14 protein-coding genes are annotated in these 15,797 nt (G+C 72.1%); 8 read left to right on the top strand and 6 right to left on the bottom strand.

Going from position 1 to position 15,797, the window contains the following annotated elements:
- Nucleotides 1-74 precede the first annotated feature (74 nt).
- The 4 genes from VSH64_RS07675 to VSH64_RS07660 all read left to right on the top strand — a co-directional run bounded on the left by VSH64_RS07675 (nt 75) and on the right by VSH64_RS07660 (nt 4,272).
- Entirely contained in the window at nt 75-1,922 is a 1,848-nt protein-coding gene (locus tag VSH64_RS07675) for a ricin-type beta-trefoil lectin domain protein (RefSeq protein ID WP_326834794.1), read from the top strand.
- A 190-nt stretch (nt 1,923-2,112) separates the two neighbouring features.
- Entirely contained in the window at nt 2,113-2,637 is a 525-nt protein-coding gene (locus VSH64_RS07670) for a SigE family RNA polymerase sigma factor (RefSeq protein WP_326834793.1), read from the top strand.
- The gene (locus VSH64_RS07665) at nt 2,634-3,047 is read left to right on the top strand and encodes a hypothetical protein (protein ID WP_326834792.1); all 414 of its coding nucleotides are present in this window, start codon (nt 2,634-2,636) and stop codon (nt 3,045-3,047) included. The genes VSH64_RS07670 and VSH64_RS07665 overlap by 4 nt, the downstream gene beginning before the upstream one ends.
- Before the next feature lie 43 nt (nt 3,048-3,090).
- Entirely contained in the window at nt 3,091-4,272 is a 1,182-nt protein-coding gene (locus VSH64_RS07660) for a hypothetical protein (protein WP_326834791.1), read from the top strand.
- 46 nt (nt 4,273-4,318) lie between these two features.
- On the opposite strand, the gene VSH64_RS07655 is transcribed toward VSH64_RS07660, so the two are convergent.
- Together VSH64_RS07655 and VSH64_RS07650 are read right to left on the bottom strand one after the other, a co-directional pair.
- A complete protein-coding gene (locus VSH64_RS07655; protein WP_326834790.1) occupies nt 4,319-5,956 on the bottom strand; it encodes an MDR family MFS transporter in 1,638 nt (545 codons plus the stop codon).
- Nucleotides 5,957-5,974: 18 nt separating this feature from the next.
- Entirely contained in the window at nt 5,975-6,982 is a 1,008-nt protein-coding gene (locus VSH64_RS07650) for an NADPH:quinone reductase (RefSeq protein ID WP_326834789.1), read from the bottom strand.
- Between the two features lie 314 nt (nt 6,983-7,296).
- On the opposite strand from VSH64_RS07650, the gene VSH64_RS07645 reads away from it, so the two are divergent.
- Nucleotides 7,297-7,659: a VOC family protein gene (locus tag VSH64_RS07645; protein ID WP_326834788.1), complete on the top strand. Its 363-nt coding sequence runs from the start codon at nt 7,297-7,299 to the stop codon at nt 7,657-7,659.
- A 59-nt stretch (nt 7,660-7,718) separates the two neighbouring features.
- On the opposite strand, the gene cynS is transcribed toward VSH64_RS07645, so the two are convergent.
- Both cynS and VSH64_RS07635 read right to left on the bottom strand, forming a co-directional pair.
- A complete protein-coding gene (gene cynS / locus VSH64_RS07640) occupies nt 7,719-8,165 on the bottom strand; it encodes a cyanase (RefSeq protein WP_326834787.1) in 447 nt (148 codons plus the stop codon).
- A gap of 120 nt (nt 8,166-8,285) precedes the next feature.
- The gene (locus tag VSH64_RS07635) at nt 8,286-9,185 is read right to left on the bottom strand and encodes a LysR family transcriptional regulator (protein WP_326834786.1); all 900 of its coding nucleotides are present in this window, start codon (nt 9,183-9,185) and stop codon (nt 8,286-8,288) included.
- 106 nt (nt 9,186-9,291) lie between these two features.
- Here VSH64_RS07635 and VSH64_RS07630 point away from each other — a divergent pair, with 106 nt between their 5' ends.
- Nucleotides 9,292-10,113 carry an SDR family oxidoreductase gene (locus tag VSH64_RS07630; RefSeq protein ID WP_326834785.1) on the top strand — a complete coding sequence of 274 codons (822 nt, stop codon included), beginning with the start codon at nt 9,292-9,294 and terminating at the stop codon, nt 10,111-10,113.
- On the opposite strand, the gene VSH64_RS07625 is transcribed toward VSH64_RS07630, so the two are convergent.
- Nucleotides 10,028-11,443, bottom strand: coding sequence for an MFS transporter (locus VSH64_RS07625; RefSeq protein ID WP_326834784.1), 1,416 nt, complete (start codon nt 11,441-11,443; stop codon nt 10,028-10,030). The genes VSH64_RS07630 and VSH64_RS07625 overlap by 86 nt on opposite strands.
- A gap of 211 nt (nt 11,444-11,654) precedes the next feature.
- Between VSH64_RS07625 and VSH64_RS07620 the strand changes: the two genes are divergently transcribed.
- Both VSH64_RS07620 and VSH64_RS07615 read left to right on the top strand, forming a co-directional pair.
- Nucleotides 11,655-13,397, top strand: a complete 1,743-nt coding sequence (locus tag VSH64_RS07620) for a thiamine pyrophosphate-dependent enzyme (protein WP_326834783.1) — start codon at nt 11,655-11,657, stop codon at nt 13,395-13,397.
- A 100-nt stretch (nt 13,398-13,497) separates the two neighbouring features.
- Nucleotides 13,498-14,916 (top strand): UbiD family decarboxylase, encoded by a 1,419-nt coding sequence (locus VSH64_RS07615; protein ID WP_326834782.1) that lies wholly within the window; start codon nt 13,498-13,500, stop codon nt 14,914-14,916.
- 13 nt (nt 14,917-14,929) lie between these two features.
- On the opposite strand, the gene VSH64_RS07610 is transcribed toward VSH64_RS07615, so the two are convergent.
- Complete coding sequence (locus VSH64_RS07610; RefSeq protein ID WP_326834781.1) at nt 14,930-15,613, bottom strand: HEAT repeat domain-containing protein; 684 nt, start codon at nt 15,611-15,613, stop codon at nt 14,930-14,932.
- Between the last annotated feature and the right edge of the window lie 184 nt (nt 15,614-15,797).

Genomic DNA, 15,797 nt, shown 5'->3' with positions numbered 1-15,797 from the left:
TCTGACAGCCGCCACTGTCGCAGGAGACGAGCCGCTCACCGGAGCGCGTTCGGAGATCCCGCAAAGGAGCGGAAATGTCAGCCACCGCACGACAACCGAGATCGGCACGCCGGCGGTTCGCCGTGGCGGCCGTCGTCGCCACCGCGAGCGCCGCCGCCTCCCTCACCGCACTGGCCCCCGCCGCGCAGGCCGCCACCACGGCGAGCGTGTGGCTCACCACCCCGGACCGCGCGAACCTGTTGACACAACAGGGAAATGTCGCATTCGGCTCGGGTGGCAGCGGGCCGGTGATCACGGTGAACCCCAACGCCACCTACCAGTCGATGGTGGGCTTCGGCGCGTCCTTCACCGATGCGTCGGCGTGGAACATCACCAACTCGCCGCGGCGCGACGAGATCATGAACGCGCTGTTCGACACCTCCAGCGGCATCGGCCTGAGCTTCCTGCGCCAGCCCATCGGCGCGTCGGACTTCTCGCGCAGCTTCTACACCTACGACGACGGCGCGGCCGACCCGAGCCTCTCGCGGTTCACCGTGGCGCACGACAACGCCTACATCCTGCCGCTCGTGAAGCAGGCCAAGAGCCTGAACCCGAAGCTGTCGGTGATGGCCACGCCGTGGAGCGGGCCGGCGTGGATGAAGGACAACAACAACCTCATCGGCGGCTCGCTGCGCAACGACCAGATCGGCGTCTTCTCCGACTACCTGGTGAAGTTCGCGCAGGCCTACGGCGCGGCCGGGGTGCCGATCGACTACCTCAGCGTGCAGAACGAGCCGCGCTTCCCCGCGCCCGGCTACCCGAGCATGACGATGGACGCGAACCAGCAGGCGGACATCATCAACACGCTCGCGCCGAAGCTGCGGGCGGCGGGCCTGCCGGCGAAGATCCTGGGCTACGACCACAACTGGGACGTGACCGACTTCGCCGAGCAGGTGAACAACCAGGCCGGCGGCAACGTCGCCGGGTCGGCGTGGCACTGCTACGGCGGTGACCCGTCGGCGCAGTCGAAGGTCTGGAACGACCAGCACAAGGACGTCTTCTTCACCGAGTGCTCCGGCCACGACTCCGACAACGTCGCGAGCACCTTCGCCGACACGCTGCGCTGGCAGGGCATGAACCTCACGATCGGCGCCACGCGCAACTACGCGCGCACCGTCGCGACGTGGAACCTGGCGCTGGACAACAACCACGGCCCGGTGATCGGCAGCTGCGGCAACTGCACGGGTGTCGCGACCGTGAGCGGCGGCACCGTGAGCTACAACGCCGAGTACTACGTGCTCGGGCACCTGAGCAAGTTCGTGAAGCCCGGCGCGGTGCGGATCGACTCGACCGGTTACGGCGAAGGCGGGATCGAGAACGTCGCGTTCCGCAACCCGGACGGCACGATCGTGCTCGTCGCGCTCAACACCGGCGGCACGCAGAACTTCCAGGTGTCCTACGGCGGCCAGTCGTTCGGCTACCAGCTGCCGGCCGGCTCCATGGCCACGTTCACCTGGCCCGGCACCGGCGGCGGCACCACCACTCCCCCGCCGACCGGGCGCACCGGCCCGATCTCGGGCCTCGGCGGCAAGTGCCTCGACGTGACCGGCGGCTCGACCGTGAACGGCAACCAGCCGCAGCTGTGGGACTGCACGTCGGGCCCCAACCAGCAGTGGACGCTCTCGAGTGACGGCACCGTCCGCGCCCTCGGCAAGTGCCTCGACGTGACCGGCAACGGCACCGCGGACGGCACCGCCGTGCAGCTGTGGGACTGCTTCGGCGCCCCCAACCAGAAGTGGTCGGCCGGCGCGAACGGCTCGCTGGTCAACGCCGGCAGCAGCAAGTGCCTGGACGTGAAGGACGGCGGCACCGCCAACGGCACGAAACTCCAGATCTGGACCTGCTCCGGCGGTCCGAACCAGCGCTGGTCGGTACCGGCGTAACCGTCCACACCGGACGAATCGCACGCCCGGGCCCGGAGCCGCCTGCTCCGGGCCCGGGCGTTCTGCTGAGCGCAGTCTGCGTGCTGGTAGTGACGCTCGTCACCCGAGCCCCGTGCAACCGCCCGGATGTCCCAGGGCCTTTGTGGAGTGAGGGCCCCCGACCGGCGGCCCCGGCGAGGAGAGCGACGCAGTGGGTCACCGGGACTGGGAGGCGGACTACACCGCCTTCGTGCACAGTCGTGCCTCGGCGCTGCGGACCACCGCGTACGTGCTCAGCGGCGAATGGCACCGCGCCGACGACCTGGTGCAGACCACCCTGGTCAAGCTCTATGTGATCTGGCCCCGCCTGGTGCGCCAAGGCGGCCTCGACGCCTACGCGCGCACCGTGCTGGTGCGCACGTTCGTGCGCGAGAACCGGCGCAAGTGGCGGCAGCTGGAACTGGTCTCCGCCGCCCCGCCCGACGTCGCCGCGCTGCCCGAGACCGACCACGCCGGCCGGCTCGCCGTGCGCGCGGCGCTGGCGCAGGTGCCGCCCCGGCAGCGGGCCGTGCTCGTGCTGCGCTTCTGGACGGACCTCAGCGTCGGCGAGACGGCCACCGCGCTGGGCTGCAGCGAAGGCACCGTGAAGAGCCAGACCGCCCGCGGCCTCGCCGCTCTCAAACGCGCGCTCGGCGACCAGTTCCGCGACCCGTTTCCCGAGGAGAGCGACCGATGAACGAAGAGCAGGCCCGCGCCCTCATCCACCTCGCCGGCCCCGACACCACGGGCCCCGGCCCGGGCGTCTCCGTGGACCAGGCCGTGCGCCGCGGCCGCCGGCGCCGGGCCGTACGCCGCGGCCTCACCGTGTCGGGCAGCGCGCTGGCCACGGCGGCCCTCGTGCTGGTGCCGCTGACCCTGCGCCCGCACCCCGCCGGCCACCTCGGCCCCGCCGCGCCACCCGCGGCCCCGGTGAGCACCACGACCACGACGACGAGCACCACCACGTCGACCGCCGCCACCACGGCGACGACCGGCACCACCCGCTTCACCCAGCCGCCACCGGGAACGACGACGAACACCACCACGGGCCGGGAGAGCTCGCACAGTCCCGCGAGCCCCGGCCTCTCCCCGACCTCGACGCCGTGACCGCCCACCGGCCCCCTCGCCCGACCCCGAACGGAACCCGGCCATGACAACACTGCTTTCTCCCGCCGCGCCCGCGGCCGCCCGCGTTTCCGGGCGGCTGGGCTACCTCCGGGCCGCCGGGATCTACCTCGGCGTGCGCGTCCTCGGCGTCGTGCTGCTGGCGGTGTTCGCGGCCGACAACGGCCAGCCGCTGCTGGACCGGCTCACCGCCTGGGACGGCCAGTGGTACCTGGCGATCGCGGACCAGGGTTACGGCGGCATCACCCACGGCCTCGTCGACGCCGAAGGCCACTTCGCGCCGCACACACCGCTGGCGTTCTTCCCGCTGTACCCGTTCCTGATGCACGCGCTCGCCACCGGCACCGGGCTCGACAGCACCACGGCCGGGCTGCTGATCAGCGTGGTCGCGGGCATCGCGGCGGCGCTGGGCGTGTACCGGCTCGGCCGGATCGCCGGCGGCGAGCCCGGGGCGGAGCGGCGCGGCCTGCTGCTGGTGGCGCTGTGGGCCGGCGCGCCGCTGTCGATCACCTTGTCGATGGTCTACACCGAGGCCCTGTTCACGGCGTTCGTCGCCTGGGCGCTGGTCGGGCTCGTCGAGAAGCGGTGGATGCTCGCGGCGCTGTGCTGCGTCGCCGCGGGCCTCACGCGGCCGACGGCGGTGGTGCTCGTGGGGGTGGTCGTGTTCGCCGGGATCGTGGCCTTCGCGCGCGCCCCCCGGCCGGCGCCGTTGCTCGCCGCCCTGGCCGCGCCCGTCGGCCTGGTCGGCTACTGGCTCTGGGTCGCACAGCAGACGGGCAGCCTCTTCGGCTGGTTCGACCTCGAGTGGCACGGCTGGCACACGCGGTTCGACCTCGGCCGGGAAACCTTCGGGTTCGTCGGCGAACAACTCGTGCAGGGCCGGTCGGTGATGGAAGTCGGCAACGTCTTCGTGGTCTTCCTCGCCCTCGCCGCGGCCGTGCTCTTGGCACTGCGGCTGCGCGACCGGCCAGGCTGGTGGCCCCTGATCGCGTTCGGCGCGGGCATGGTGGTGCTCGTGGCGGGCACGGCCGGCATCCCGTTCGCCAAGGCACGGTTCCTGCTGCCGGGGTTCGTCCTGCTGCTGCCGCTCGCCCAAGGCCTCTCCGGCCGCCGCACGAGCACCGCCGTGGCGGCCACCGCGGGCCTGGTCCTGCTCGGCTGCTGGTTCAGCGCGTATGCGCTCACCGGGTGGCACTACGCGATCTGAACCCCCGCGCCCGAGAAGTCGGTGAGACGGCACGCCGAGTGGCGCCTCACCCCGCGGGCTCGGCCGCGGCCGCTCCTTCCGCCTCCGAGGTCCGCCGTTCCATCGCGGACTTGTCCGACAGGGGCTTCTCCTCGAGCAGCCACACCACGCCGAACGCCACCGCCGCCACGAAACCGCCGATGAGGAACACCAGGCGCATGGACCCGGCGAAACCCTCCAGGATCGGGTGGGCCAGAACCGGGTCGAGGGTCTTGAGGAACGACGTGTCGTTCACGTCGACGCCGCCGCTCATCCGTTGCGCGAACTCCGGGTGCCGGGCCAGCGCCGCGACGTAGGCCGGCGAAGCCGCGGCCGCGCGCAGGGCCGAGGTGATCTGACCGCCGACAGTGCTGAACAGGATCGACAGGAACACCGCGGCGCCCACCGTGCCGCCGATCTGGCGGAAGAACGTGGACGCCGAGGTCGCCACGCCGATGTCACCCGGCAGCACGTCGTTGGTCGCGGCCAGGGTGAGCGTCTGCATCGACGCGCCGAGGCCCAGCCCGATCACGAACGCGAGGGCCATCACCACGGCGACCGGGGTGTCCACGCCGATCGCGGCGAGACCGAACATCGACGCGGTGAGCAACCCGAGCCCCACGACCGCGAACACCTTGTACCGGCCGGTTTTCGTGGTCACGAGTCCGCAGGCGGTGCTGGAGATCATCATGCCCGCGGTGAGCGTGAGCATCTGCAGGCCGGCCGCCGTCGGCGTGGAGCCCTTCACGATCTGCAGGTACAGCGGCAGCGACAGCATCGCGCCGAACATCCCGACGCCCACGATCACCGTGACCACCGTGGCCACGCGGAACTCCGAACACCCGAACAGCCGCAACGGCAGCAGCGCCGCGTCGCCCATCCGGCGTTCCTGCCACCCGAACAACCCCACGCCGAGCGCGCCGACCACGAACAGCGCGATCGACGCCGGCGAACCCCAGCCCCAGTCGCGGCCCTGCTCGGCCACCAGCAGCAGCGGCACGAGGGCGAGCACGAGCGCGCCGGCGCCGAGGAAGTCGATGCGCTGGCGGACCTTCGCCGTCGGCAGGTTCAGCACCCGGTTGACCACGACCAGTGCGACGAGGCCGATCGGCACGTTGACCAGGAACACCCAGCGCCAGCCGGTGATGCCCGCGACCGTGCCCGCCCCGGCGAAGAACCCGCCCACCACCGGGCCGGCCACGCTCGAAATGCCGAAGACCGCGGTGAAGTAGCCCTGGTACTTGCTGCGCTCGCGGGGCGAGGTGATGTCGGTGATGATCGCGAGCCCGAGCGACATCAGCCCACCCGCGCCGAGGCCCTGCACCGCGCGGAACGCGGCCAGCTCGTACATCGACGTCGCGGTGCCGCTCGCGAGCGAGCCGGCGAGGAAGATCGAGATCGCCGTGAGGTACATCGGTTTGCGGCCGAACAGGTCGGACAGCTTGCCGTACAACGGCGTCGAGAGCGTCGCGGTGATCAGGTACGCCGTGGTGGCCCACGCCTGCAGGCTCTGACCGTGCAGCTCGTCCGCGATCGTCTTCATCGCCGACGACACGATCGTCTGATCCAGCGCGGCCAGCAGCATGCCGAGCATCAGCCCGGACAGCACGGTCAGGATCTGGCGCTGCGAAAGGTGTCCGCCGGCCGCGCTCGCCGAGTGGTCCATGGTCTCTCCCTCGGGGTCTCAGATGTCGAGCACGATCCGTCCGGCCGCGCCGGCCGTTTCGGTGGCGTCCTGGGCGTCGGCGACGCGCCCGAGCGGGAACCGCGCCGCGATCGGGTACCGCAGGTCGCCCGCCGCCGCGGCCGCGGTGAGGTCGGCGGCCGCGGCGGCGTTGGCGGCTTCCGGGAAGTCGTCGTTGCTCAGGAAGTGCACGGTGAGGTTCTTGAACGCGGCGGGCCAATACGGCAGCGGCGCTTCGGCGTCGCTCGTCGCGTAGGTGGCGATCGAGCCGTGGTAGGCGAGCACCTCGACGTCGAGCGCCGCGTTGCCGGCCAGATCGGTTTCGGCGATCCGGTCGACGCCGTCGGGCGCGATCGCGCGGATCTGCTCGACGGGGTCGCCCTCGCGCACGTTGACCACGTGGTGCGCGCCGGCTCGCAGCGCGGCGTCGACCTGCTCGGCGTGGCGCACGGTCGCGATCACGGTGGCGCCGCCGCGGCGGGCCACGGCCAGCGCCGCCCGGCCCACGCCGCCCAGCGGTGCGGTGACGAGCACGGTCCGGCCGCTCACCGGTCCGGCGGCGAACACGGCGCGGTGGCCGGTGATGCCCGCGATGCCGAGCAGGGCGCCCTGGGCCAGGTCGATCCCGTCGGGCAGCGCGACGGCGTGGGCGGCGGGCACCACCGTGTACTCGGCCGCCGTGCCGAACGGGCGGTACGACTGCGCGAGGTACACCCACACGCGCTCGCCGATGCGGCCTGGGTCCCCGTGCCGGCCCACGGCGTCGATCACCCCGGCGCCGTCCCCGTGCGGGATCACGCGCGGGTAGGTCATGGTCGAGCCCCAGAACCCGCGGCGCTTGCCGACGTCACCGACGTGGATGCCCGACACGACCACGCGAACGCGCACCTCGTCCGGCCCGGGCCGGGGCACCGGCACGGTGCCGACCCGCAGGACCTCGTGGGCCGGGCCTTGCTTTTCGTAGTACGCCGCGCGCATCACGGCGCCGGGTCTTTCCGTCGGGCCCATCGTGCCTCCGCTGATCGTGGTCGCACCATGATCAGCGGGGCGGGGTCGCGCCGGCGCCCGTCAGATGACTGGGTCGCCGACGGTCATGCGTTGTGTCGATGCCGGTTTCTGTCGATGCCGGTTTCTGTCGATGCCGGTTTCTGTCGATGCCGGTTTCTGTCGATGCCGTTTGTCGGTGCCGGTTTGTGTCCTGCCGGCCGGCGGTACCGGTTCCTGTCGCGCCGGTTTCCGTCGGTGCGGTGGTGGCGGTGCGGTTTTGTCGGTGCCGAAGCCCAGAATGAGCGGTGTCCTGTCGGCCGATCGGAAGGATCACCATGGCTTCGTCGCACCACCGCCTCGACTACACCGAGTTCACCGTGACCGACCTCGACCGCGCCACGCGGTTCTACCGCGAAGCGTTCGGCTGGGCGTTCAACGACTACGGGCCCGGGTACGCCGGGATCCGGGCCGAACCGGCCGAAGCCCAGCCGGAGGTGGGCGGGTTCGTCGTCGCCGACGAGGTCGCGGCGGGTGGCCCGCTGTCGATCCTGTACTCCGACGACCTGGCGGCCAGTGAGGCGGCCGTGGTGGCGGCGGGCGGCACGATCGTCGAGCCCGCGTACGCGTTTCCGGGCGGGCGGCGGTTCCACTTCCGGGATCCGGAAGGCAATGTGCTGGCGGTGTGGTCGGCTTCCTGACGCGGCCGGGTCGCCCCGGGCCGGTCGGCCCGACCGGCGCGACCCGGTTCAGGCACCGCTCACTCCCATTGGTACTTCAGGAACTTCCCGTCGAGGGTCACGACCACGCGCTCGCCGCCCGGGTCTTCGCGACGCCCGACGTCGAGCTTGAAGTTGATGGCGCTCATGATGCCGTCGCCGAACTGCTCGTGGATCAGTTCCTTGATGGTGGGCCCGTAGACCTGCAGCACCTCGTAGAACCGGTAGATCGTGGGATCGGTCGGCACCACGGCGTCGAGCGCGCCGCGCGTGGGCTGCAGCTGCAGGGCCTTCGCCACGTCGTCCTCGAGTTCGAGGATCGCGGCCACCTTCGCGGCTTTTTCGGCGGGAACCGGGTGCTGCCCGAGCAGCGCCGACGTCGTCCACGCCAGCGGGGCTTCGATGGCGTCGGCGATCTTGGCCCAGGTGAGGCCCAGCCGGACCTTCGCCTCGAGCACCGCGTCGGCGGCCTGCTTCTTGGTTGTCATGCGCCTGAGCGTAAGGGCGCGAACACATCCGGGGCCATCGATTCGCGGGCGCTCGTTCACTGTCTTTTCCTATGACTCCATAGAAACGGTGTATCAAGCGGGAAAACAATTCCGCCGTCGTCACGCCCCGAGTTCTTCACCGGCCCGCCGCAGAGCCGAAACCACCCCCGCGGCTTCGGCGCCGCGGGCCTCGCGGGTGAGCGCGACCGTGCGGCGCCCCGGCCAGCCCGGGTCGTCGACGCCGACGGTCACCACGCCGGCCGGCACCGACGGAGCGGCGACCACCGGCATCAGGCACACGCCCAGCCCGGCGGCGACCAGACCGAGCCGCGCCGGCCAGCCGCGCACGGCGTGGCCGAGCACGGGGTCGGCGAGCGTGGGCCAGGCGCGGAACTGCGGGTCGTCACCGCCGGGGCCGGCGATCCACGTCTCGCCGGCGAGCTCGGCCACCGGCACCACGCCGGAGCCGGCCAGCCGGTGCGCGGCGGGCACCGCGACGCAGAGGCCACCGGCCGAAACGACCTCCTGCTCGAGCCCGGTCAGGTCGTAGTCCGGCAGCCCGGCGCCGACACCGATCACGGCCACGTCCAGGCGCCGGGCGCGCAGCTGGCGCACGAGCGCGGGCGTCGCCGCCTCGGTGAGCGCCACGTCCAGCCCCGGGTGCTCGGTGCGCAGCCGCGCGATCGCGCGCGGCACGAGCACGGCCGTGGCGGACGGGAAAGCGCCGAGCCGGACGCGGCCGGCGAGCCGGTCGTCGAGACTCGCCAGATCCTGTTCCAGCGCCCCGATCCCGGCGAGGATCCGGCCCGCGTGCTCGACCACGACGGCGCCGGCCGCGCTCACCCGCACCCCGCGGCCCTCGCGGACGAACAGCGGCTGCCCGGCCGCCGCCTCCATCGCGGCCACCTGGCGCGAGATCGCCGGCTGCGAATACCCGAGCAGCCGTGCCGCCGCCGTGAACGAGCCACTCAGCGCGATCTCCCGCACGGCCCGCAGGCCGGTCACCGTCACCTCACTCATCCGGAAATCGTATCGCTGCGATGCGCGACTCTCATCTGTTGCATGGATTTTTTCAGCCCTGGCAGGGGTAGTCAGGAAGGAGACCGAAATTCGAGGAGGAAACACCATGACGAGGACCTGGTTCGTGACCGGAGCGTCGCGCGGGATGGGCCGCGAGCTCGTGGAGCAGGTGCTGGCCCGCGGCGACCGGGTGGCCGCCACGCTGCGCCGCCCGGATCAGCTCGACGACCTCGCGCACCGCTACGGCGACCGCCTGTGGGTGCGCGCGCTGGACGTCACCGATACCGCCGCGCTGCGGGCCGTGGTCGACGAGGCGTTCACCGCGCTCGGGCGCATCGACGTGGTCGTGTCCAACGCCGGTTTCGGCGTGTTCGCGACGGCCGAAGACCTCACCGACCCGCAGATCGAGCGCATGATCGCCACCAACCTCACCGCCTCGATCCAGCTGGCCCGCGCCGCGGTGCCCCACCTTCGCGCGCAGGGCGGCGGCCGGCTGCTGCAGATGTCGAGCATGGGCGGGCAGCTCGCGTTCCCGGCGTTCTCGCTCTACCACGTGACCAAGTGGGGCATCGAGGGCTTCTTCGACGCGCTGGCCGACGAGGTCGCGCCGTTCGGCATCCGCACCACGCTGATCGAGCCCGGCATGGTCCGCACGGGCTTCTTCGACGCCGCCGACCGCGTGCCGGTGAGCGCGCCCTACCGCGGCGGGCCGGCCGACCGCGAGCCGATCCCGCCCGAGGACATGACCGACAGCCAGGAGAACACCATCGCCGCTGTGGTGCGCGCCGCGGTGTCGCCGAACCCGCCCCGCCGGCTCGTGCTCGGCTCGGATGCCTGGCAGCTCATGACCAAGGCCCTGCGCGAGCGGCTGGCCGACGTCGAAGCCCAACGGGACAACGCGGCCACCGCCGACTTCGCCACTGACTGACCCGGGCCGGGGTCCTCGGCAGCCGTGCGGCCGCGACCGTGCCCGCGGCGGCCGTGAGCGTGAGCAAGCCGAACACGACGCCGAACGCAGCCGTCGGCCGGGCACCGAGTCCAGCGAGGATCGCGCCCGTGACCGCGACACCCGCGACCGCACCGACCTGGCGCACAGTGTTGAACACCCCGGACGCCGCCCCCGCCAGCGCGGGCTCAACCGCCGCCAGTGCCGTCGCCGACAACGGCGCCCACGCGAACGAGTTGGCCGCGCCCAGCACGGCGGCTCCGGCCGCGACCCACCAAGGGGCCAAGTGCAGCACGACCACGAGACCCACCATCAGCAGGCTCGCCGTGAGCAGCACCAGGCCGAGCACCGCCGGGCGGCGCGGCCCGACCCGATCGGCCCACCGCCCGGCGCGCGGTGAAAGCACCATCGCCACGAGGGCGTCCGGCGCCATCACCGCCGCGCCCTCCAGCGCACCGAAGCCGCGCACGTCCTGCACGTAGAGCATCGTCGGCAGGGCCATCGCGAGCACGGTCGCCCCGAGCGCGGCCATGGCGAGACTGGCCCGGGTGTAGTCGCGTGACCGGAAGAGCGCGAGCGGGGCGAGAGCTTCCTCGCCGTGGCCGCGTTCGCGGCGGTGGAACGCGGCCAGCAGCACCACGGCCACCACCGCCGCGACGAGCGACAGCGGCTGCCACGTCAAGAGCGCCCACACCAGCAGGCTCAGTCCCGCCGTGCTCGTGACGGCACCGACGACGTCGAACGGCGTGGCCCGGCCCGGGCTGCCGGGGATCAGCAGGAGGCCGAGCACCAGCGCGACCGCGCACAGCGGCACGTTGACCCAGAAGATCCAGCGCCAGTCCAGGGCCGCGGTGAGCACTCCCCCGGCCACCGGTCCGAGCAGCGTGCCCGCGGCCGCCACCGAGCCCCAGATGCCGAGCGCGCGGCCTCGTTCGTCCTCGGCGAAGAGCCGCCGAATCAACGTGAGCGGCTGCGGCGCCATCGCCGCCGCGGCAAGGCCTTGCAGCACGCGGAAGGCGATCAGCCAGCCGGTCGAGGGCGCCAGCGAGCACAGCACCGACGCGACCCCGAAGCCCGCCATCCCGCAGAGGTACACGCGTTTCGGGTCGAACCGGTCGCCGAGCCGGCCGAACACCAGCAGCGGCACCGAGAACGCCAGCAGGTAGCCCGCCGTGACCCAGAACAGTCCCGCCACACCGGGCTTCAGCTCCCGCTGGATCGCCGGGCTCGCCACCGCCACGATGGTGGTGTCGAGCAGCAGCACGAAGAACCCCGCGAGCAAGGCCGCGAGCCCGCCCCGTTTGCCGGTCATGCCGCCGTTTCTCCCCGATGTCGCAACGGAGGAGGAGAATCCCAGGCGCGGCCGTCTCGGGTCAAGCCGTCCAGTGTGGACCGCGAGTCGTCCGGAACCACGAAAGCCGGCGAAACGATCTACGCGTGTTCACCCGGATCCGGCCCGCGCGCCCAGTACGCTCGGCCCGGGATTTCCCTTCCCACCCCCGGAGACCGCTGAGAGGCTGCTGATGACCACTGTCGGGAAGATGCTCGTGCAGAGCCTGGCCGATCACGGCGTGACCGCGATGTGGGGCGTGGTCGGCGACGCGCTGAACCCGATCACCGACGCGCTGCGCCAGGAGCCCCGCATCCGTTGGATCGGGGTGCGCCACGAGGAGGCCGGCGCGTTCGCCGCGGGTGCGCAGTCGCAGCTCACCGGCCGGATCGGCGTGTGCATGGGCACGGTGGGCCCGGGCTCGCTGCACCTGCTCAACGGGCTCTACGACGCCAAGAAGTCGCACACCCCGATGCTCGCGATCTGCGGCCAGGTGCCGAGCGCGGAGATGGGCAGCGACTACCACCAGGAAGTGGACAACGACGCGGTGTTCCGCGACGTCTCGGTGTTCTCGCGCACGATCACCGACCCGGCCCAGTTCCCGTACCTGCTGGAGCTGGCGGTGAACGCGGCCTACGCCCGCGGCGGCGTGGCCGTGCTCACGCTGCCGGGCGACGTCGCCGGGCGCGATCTGCCGAGCGGCACGCTCGAACCGCGCTTCGTGAGCCAGCACCCGCCGGTGACACCCGCGGCCGCCGCGCTCGACGAGGTGGCGGCGGTGCTCAACGGCGCCGCCACGGTGACCATGCTCGTCGGCTCCGGAGCGCGCGAGGCGCGGGACGAAGTGCTGGCCACCGCGGAAAACCTGGCCGCGCCGATGGTCCTCACGCTCAAGGGCAAGGAAGCCCTCGAACAGGACAACGAGTACCAGGTCGGGCAGACCGGACTGATCGGCAACCCGGCCGCGCAGCACGCACTGAGCCACGGCGACGTGCTGCTCATGGTGGGCACCGACTTCCCGTACCGCGACTGGTACCCGAAGGGCAAGACCGTGGTGCAGATCGACCACGAGGGTGAGCGCATCGGGCGCCGCGTGCACGTGGACCACGCGCTCGTCGGCGATTCGCGCACCACGCTGGCCGCGCTGCTGCCGCTGCTGGACAAGAAGCCCTCGCGCGAGCACCTCACCGCTTCGCGCACGAAGTACACGCACTGGCACGAGCGCCAGCGCCACCTCGCCGAGCCCGGCTACGACTCGACCGTGGTCGGCCGCGTGCGCAAGCACTTCGACAACACCGACCGCGCGATCCGTCCCGAGGTGCTCGCCGCGGCGATCGACCGCCACGCCGACGCCGACGCGGTGTTCACCTCCGACACCGGCATGTCCACGGTGTGGCTCGCCCGGTTCGTGACCCTGCACGGCAACCGGCGGCTGCTCGGCTCGTACAACCTCGGGTCGATGGCCAACGCCCTGCCCCACGCGCTCGGCGCCGCCCAGCTCGACCCCACCCGCCAGACCGTGGCGTTCTGCGGCGACGGCGGGCTCACCATGCTGATGGGCGAGCTGCTCACGGTGGCGGCCTACGAGCTGCCGGTGAAGATCTTCGTGTTCGACAACTCGCGCCTCGGCATGGTCAAGCTGGAGCAGGAGCAGGGCGGCATCCCCGAGTTCGGCACCGTGCTCAAGAACCCGGACCTCGCCGGCGTCGCCCGGGCCTGCGGCATCCACGCCGTGCGCGTCGAGGACCCGGACCGGGTCGACGAGACCGTGCGCGACGCGCTGGCCCACCCCGGGCCGGTGCTGCTCGACGTGGTGACCAACGCCGAGGAGATCGTGATCCCGCCGAAGCCTACCGTGAGCCAGGCGTGGGGCTTCGCCATCGCCAAGATCGAAGAAACCTTGATCTCGGCCCACGAGCGGGACGAATCGGCGTAAACACCCCGGCCGGCCCCGACCACCTCGTGGGAAGCCTTGTCGGGGCCGGGCGGACGTTCCTATAGTGCGTCAGACGTCTGACGTCTTGGGAGGCTCAACGGTGAAGGATCTGCGGTCGTTTCTCGCGGAGGTGGTCTCGACCGGCGCGGGCGAGGTCAAGCACGTGTCGAAGCAGGTGGACCCGCGCTTCGGCGTCACCGCCTACGGAGCGTGGTACGACAAGCGCGGCGACTACCCGGCGTTGCTGTTCACCGACGTCGCGGGCAGCGAGCTGCCCTGCCTGACGAACCTCGTCGCGACCCACGAGCGCATGGCGCTGGCGCTGGGCGTCGACACGGAGACGCTCACGCGGTCTTCGGTCGCAGGTCAGGGGCGTGCACCGCACCCGCCGGTGCCGTTCGAGGGCGCCGCACCGGTGCAGGAGGTGGTGTGGCGCGGCGACGACGCCGACCTCACCCGCCTGCCGATCCCGACCCACAACGAACTCGACGGCGGCCCGTTCCTCACCGCCGCCGTCGGCGTGACCCGCGACCCCGACACCGGTGCCGTGAACGCCGGCATCTACCGCCACCACGTGTACGGCCCGAAGCGGCTCGGCGTGTGGTTCTTCGGTTCCCACGACGGCGGCACGATCCACCGGAAGTACGCCGAGCGCGGTGAGCCCACGCCGATCGCGCTCGTGATCGGGCACCACCCCGCGTTCCTCATGGGCGCCGTGTCGCGCGTGCCCGGCATCGGCGGCGAGTACGACGCCGCCGGCGCCTACCTCGGCGAGTCCGTGCAGACCGTGCCCGCGGTGACATCGGGTATTCCCGTGCCGGCGCACGCCGAGATCGTGATCGAGGGCCACATCCTGCCCGACGAGCTCGAAGAGGAAGGCCCGTTCGCCGAGTGGCCCGGCCACTACGTCGGCGGCGGCCGCAAGCCCGTGATCGAGGTCGACGCCATCACGATGCGCCGCGACGCGATCTTCCAGGACATCCAGGCCTCCGGCCGCGAACACCGGCTGATGGGCGCGCTCCCCCGCATCGCGAGCATCCACGAAACGGTGCAGCAGAAGGTGCCGGGCCTGCGCGCGGTCAACATCCCGTTGCACGCCCGCATGCACTGCTACCTCTCCATTCGCAAGACCTCGGACACCGACCCCACGCGCGCCGCCTTCGCCGCGCTCAACACCGAACCCGAGAACCTGCGCGCCATCGTGATCGTCGACGACGACATCGACGTCTACGACGAACGCGAAGTCGCGTGGGCCATCGGCACCCGCTTCGACGCCACGAACGACCTGCAGATCATCCCGCGCTGGAACGGCCCCGGCGGCCTGCTGCCCACTAACTGGGCCTACGACGAAGCCGGCGGCCGCACCCCGCAACGCTCCTCGGCCGTGATCGTCGACGCGACGAAACCCGCGCCGCCCGTGGTGTTCCCGGCCCGCGCTCGGGTACCGGAGGACGCGTTGGCGGCCGTGGACGTGGAGGCCATCCAGACGATCACGGACGTCTCCCAAGTTCTCGGATAGGCCGTTCGCGGACCTACGCGAGCACGGTGCGGCGGAGCTGAGTAGTCACCGTCGCACCGAGCCGGCTTTCCAGTCCGTCGAGCAGGTCGGTGATGTGCGCGGCCAGGTCGGGCGGCGGTTTCGTGAAGGCGCTGGAGGTGCTGCGGCACCAGTCGTCGAGGTCGCGGTGGGCGTCAGGGGCCAGGGGCTCGTCGGGTGTGCCGAGGAGCCACAGGTCGGTGTCGAGCCGGGACCAGCGGCTGACCTGGCGCAGCAGAACCACGGCTCCGCGGCGCACGTGGAGTGGCCGGTCGGTGCGGGCGAGGTCGAACAGGGCTTGCCGGTCCGCGGGGCCGAGCCGGCCGGCCAGCAGCTCGACCGCCTGGCGGACCACCGGCGGCGACGGGTCGTCGAGCAGCGCACGGCCGTACTCGACCGCGCGCGGGTCCGCCGGGTTCGCCAGGAGCCGTCGGAAACCCCGCACCGCGGCGGCGCGGATCCGCGGGCGGTCGTCGGGCAGCCGGGCGCGCAGGAGATCGGCGTCGTCGGGAGTGCCCGTCTCGCCGAGGCCGGCCACGGTCGCGCGCGTGACCACGCCCGACTGCAGCGCTTTTCGGTAGTACGCGGCCGGATCGTCGCCCGCGCGCAGCACGAGGGCCTGCGCCATCGAGCGCACCAGCGACGAGTTCTCCGCCAGCCGGCCGCGAGCGGTTTCCACACCGAGCAGTTGTAGCGCCCGCGCGCGCACCCGCGGCGGGCTGTGTTTTCGGCCTCGGCTCCGCCGAGGCGTGCGAGATCGCCTTCAAGCCGGCTTTTGGTTTGAACGGTCGGATCGGCCTGGCGGCCGATCGCACCGCTCAAACCAAAAACCGGCGCGATCTCGCGCTGTGGTCGCGTCGAGG

It is taken from the genome of Amycolatopsis rhabdoformis, from assembly GCF_035918295.1.
Lineage (GTDB): Bacteria > Actinomycetota > Actinomycetes > Mycobacteriales > Pseudonocardiaceae > Amycolatopsis > Amycolatopsis rhabdoformis.
This window is presented reverse-complemented; position numbering and strand designations above follow the sequence as displayed.

Excerpts from the sequence above, each read along its gene's own strand:
- VSH64_RS07650 (WP_326834789.1), bottom strand. The coding sequence starts at position 6,982 with ATGGGCCCGACGGAAAGACCCGGCGCCGTGATGCGCGCGGCGTACTAC.
- VSH64_RS07625 (WP_326834784.1), bottom strand. The coding sequence starts at position 11,443 with ATGACCGGCAAACGGGGCGGGCTCGCGGCCTTGCTCGCGGGGTTCTTC.
- cynS (WP_326834787.1), bottom strand. The coding sequence starts at position 8,165 with ATGACAACCAAGAAGCAGGCCGCCGACGCGGTGCTCGAGGCGAAGGTC.
- VSH64_RS07620 (WP_326834783.1), top strand. The coding sequence starts at position 11,655 with ATGACCACTGTCGGGAAGATGCTCGTGCAGAGCCTGGCCGATCACGGC.
- VSH64_RS07635 (WP_326834786.1), bottom strand. The coding sequence starts at position 9,185 with ATGAGTGAGGTGACGGTGACCGGCCTGCGGGCCGTGCGGGAGATCGCG.
- VSH64_RS07675 (WP_326834794.1), top strand. The coding sequence starts at position 75 with ATGTCAGCCACCGCACGACAACCGAGATCGGCACGCCGGCGGTTCGCC.
- VSH64_RS07665 (WP_326834792.1), top strand. The coding sequence starts at position 2,634 with ATGAACGAAGAGCAGGCCCGCGCCCTCATCCACCTCGCCGGCCCCGAC.
- VSH64_RS07655 (WP_326834790.1), bottom strand. The coding sequence starts at position 5,956 with ATGGACCACTCGGCGAGCGCGGCCGGCGGACACCTTTCGCAGCGCCAG.
- VSH64_RS07660 (WP_326834791.1), top strand. The coding sequence starts at position 3,091 with ATGACAACACTGCTTTCTCCCGCCGCGCCCGCGGCCGCCCGCGTTTCC.
- VSH64_RS07630 (WP_326834785.1), top strand. The coding sequence starts at position 9,292 with ATGACGAGGACCTGGTTCGTGACCGGAGCGTCGCGCGGGATGGGCCGC.
- VSH64_RS07645 (WP_326834788.1), top strand. The coding sequence starts at position 7,297 with ATGGCTTCGTCGCACCACCGCCTCGACTACACCGAGTTCACCGTGACC.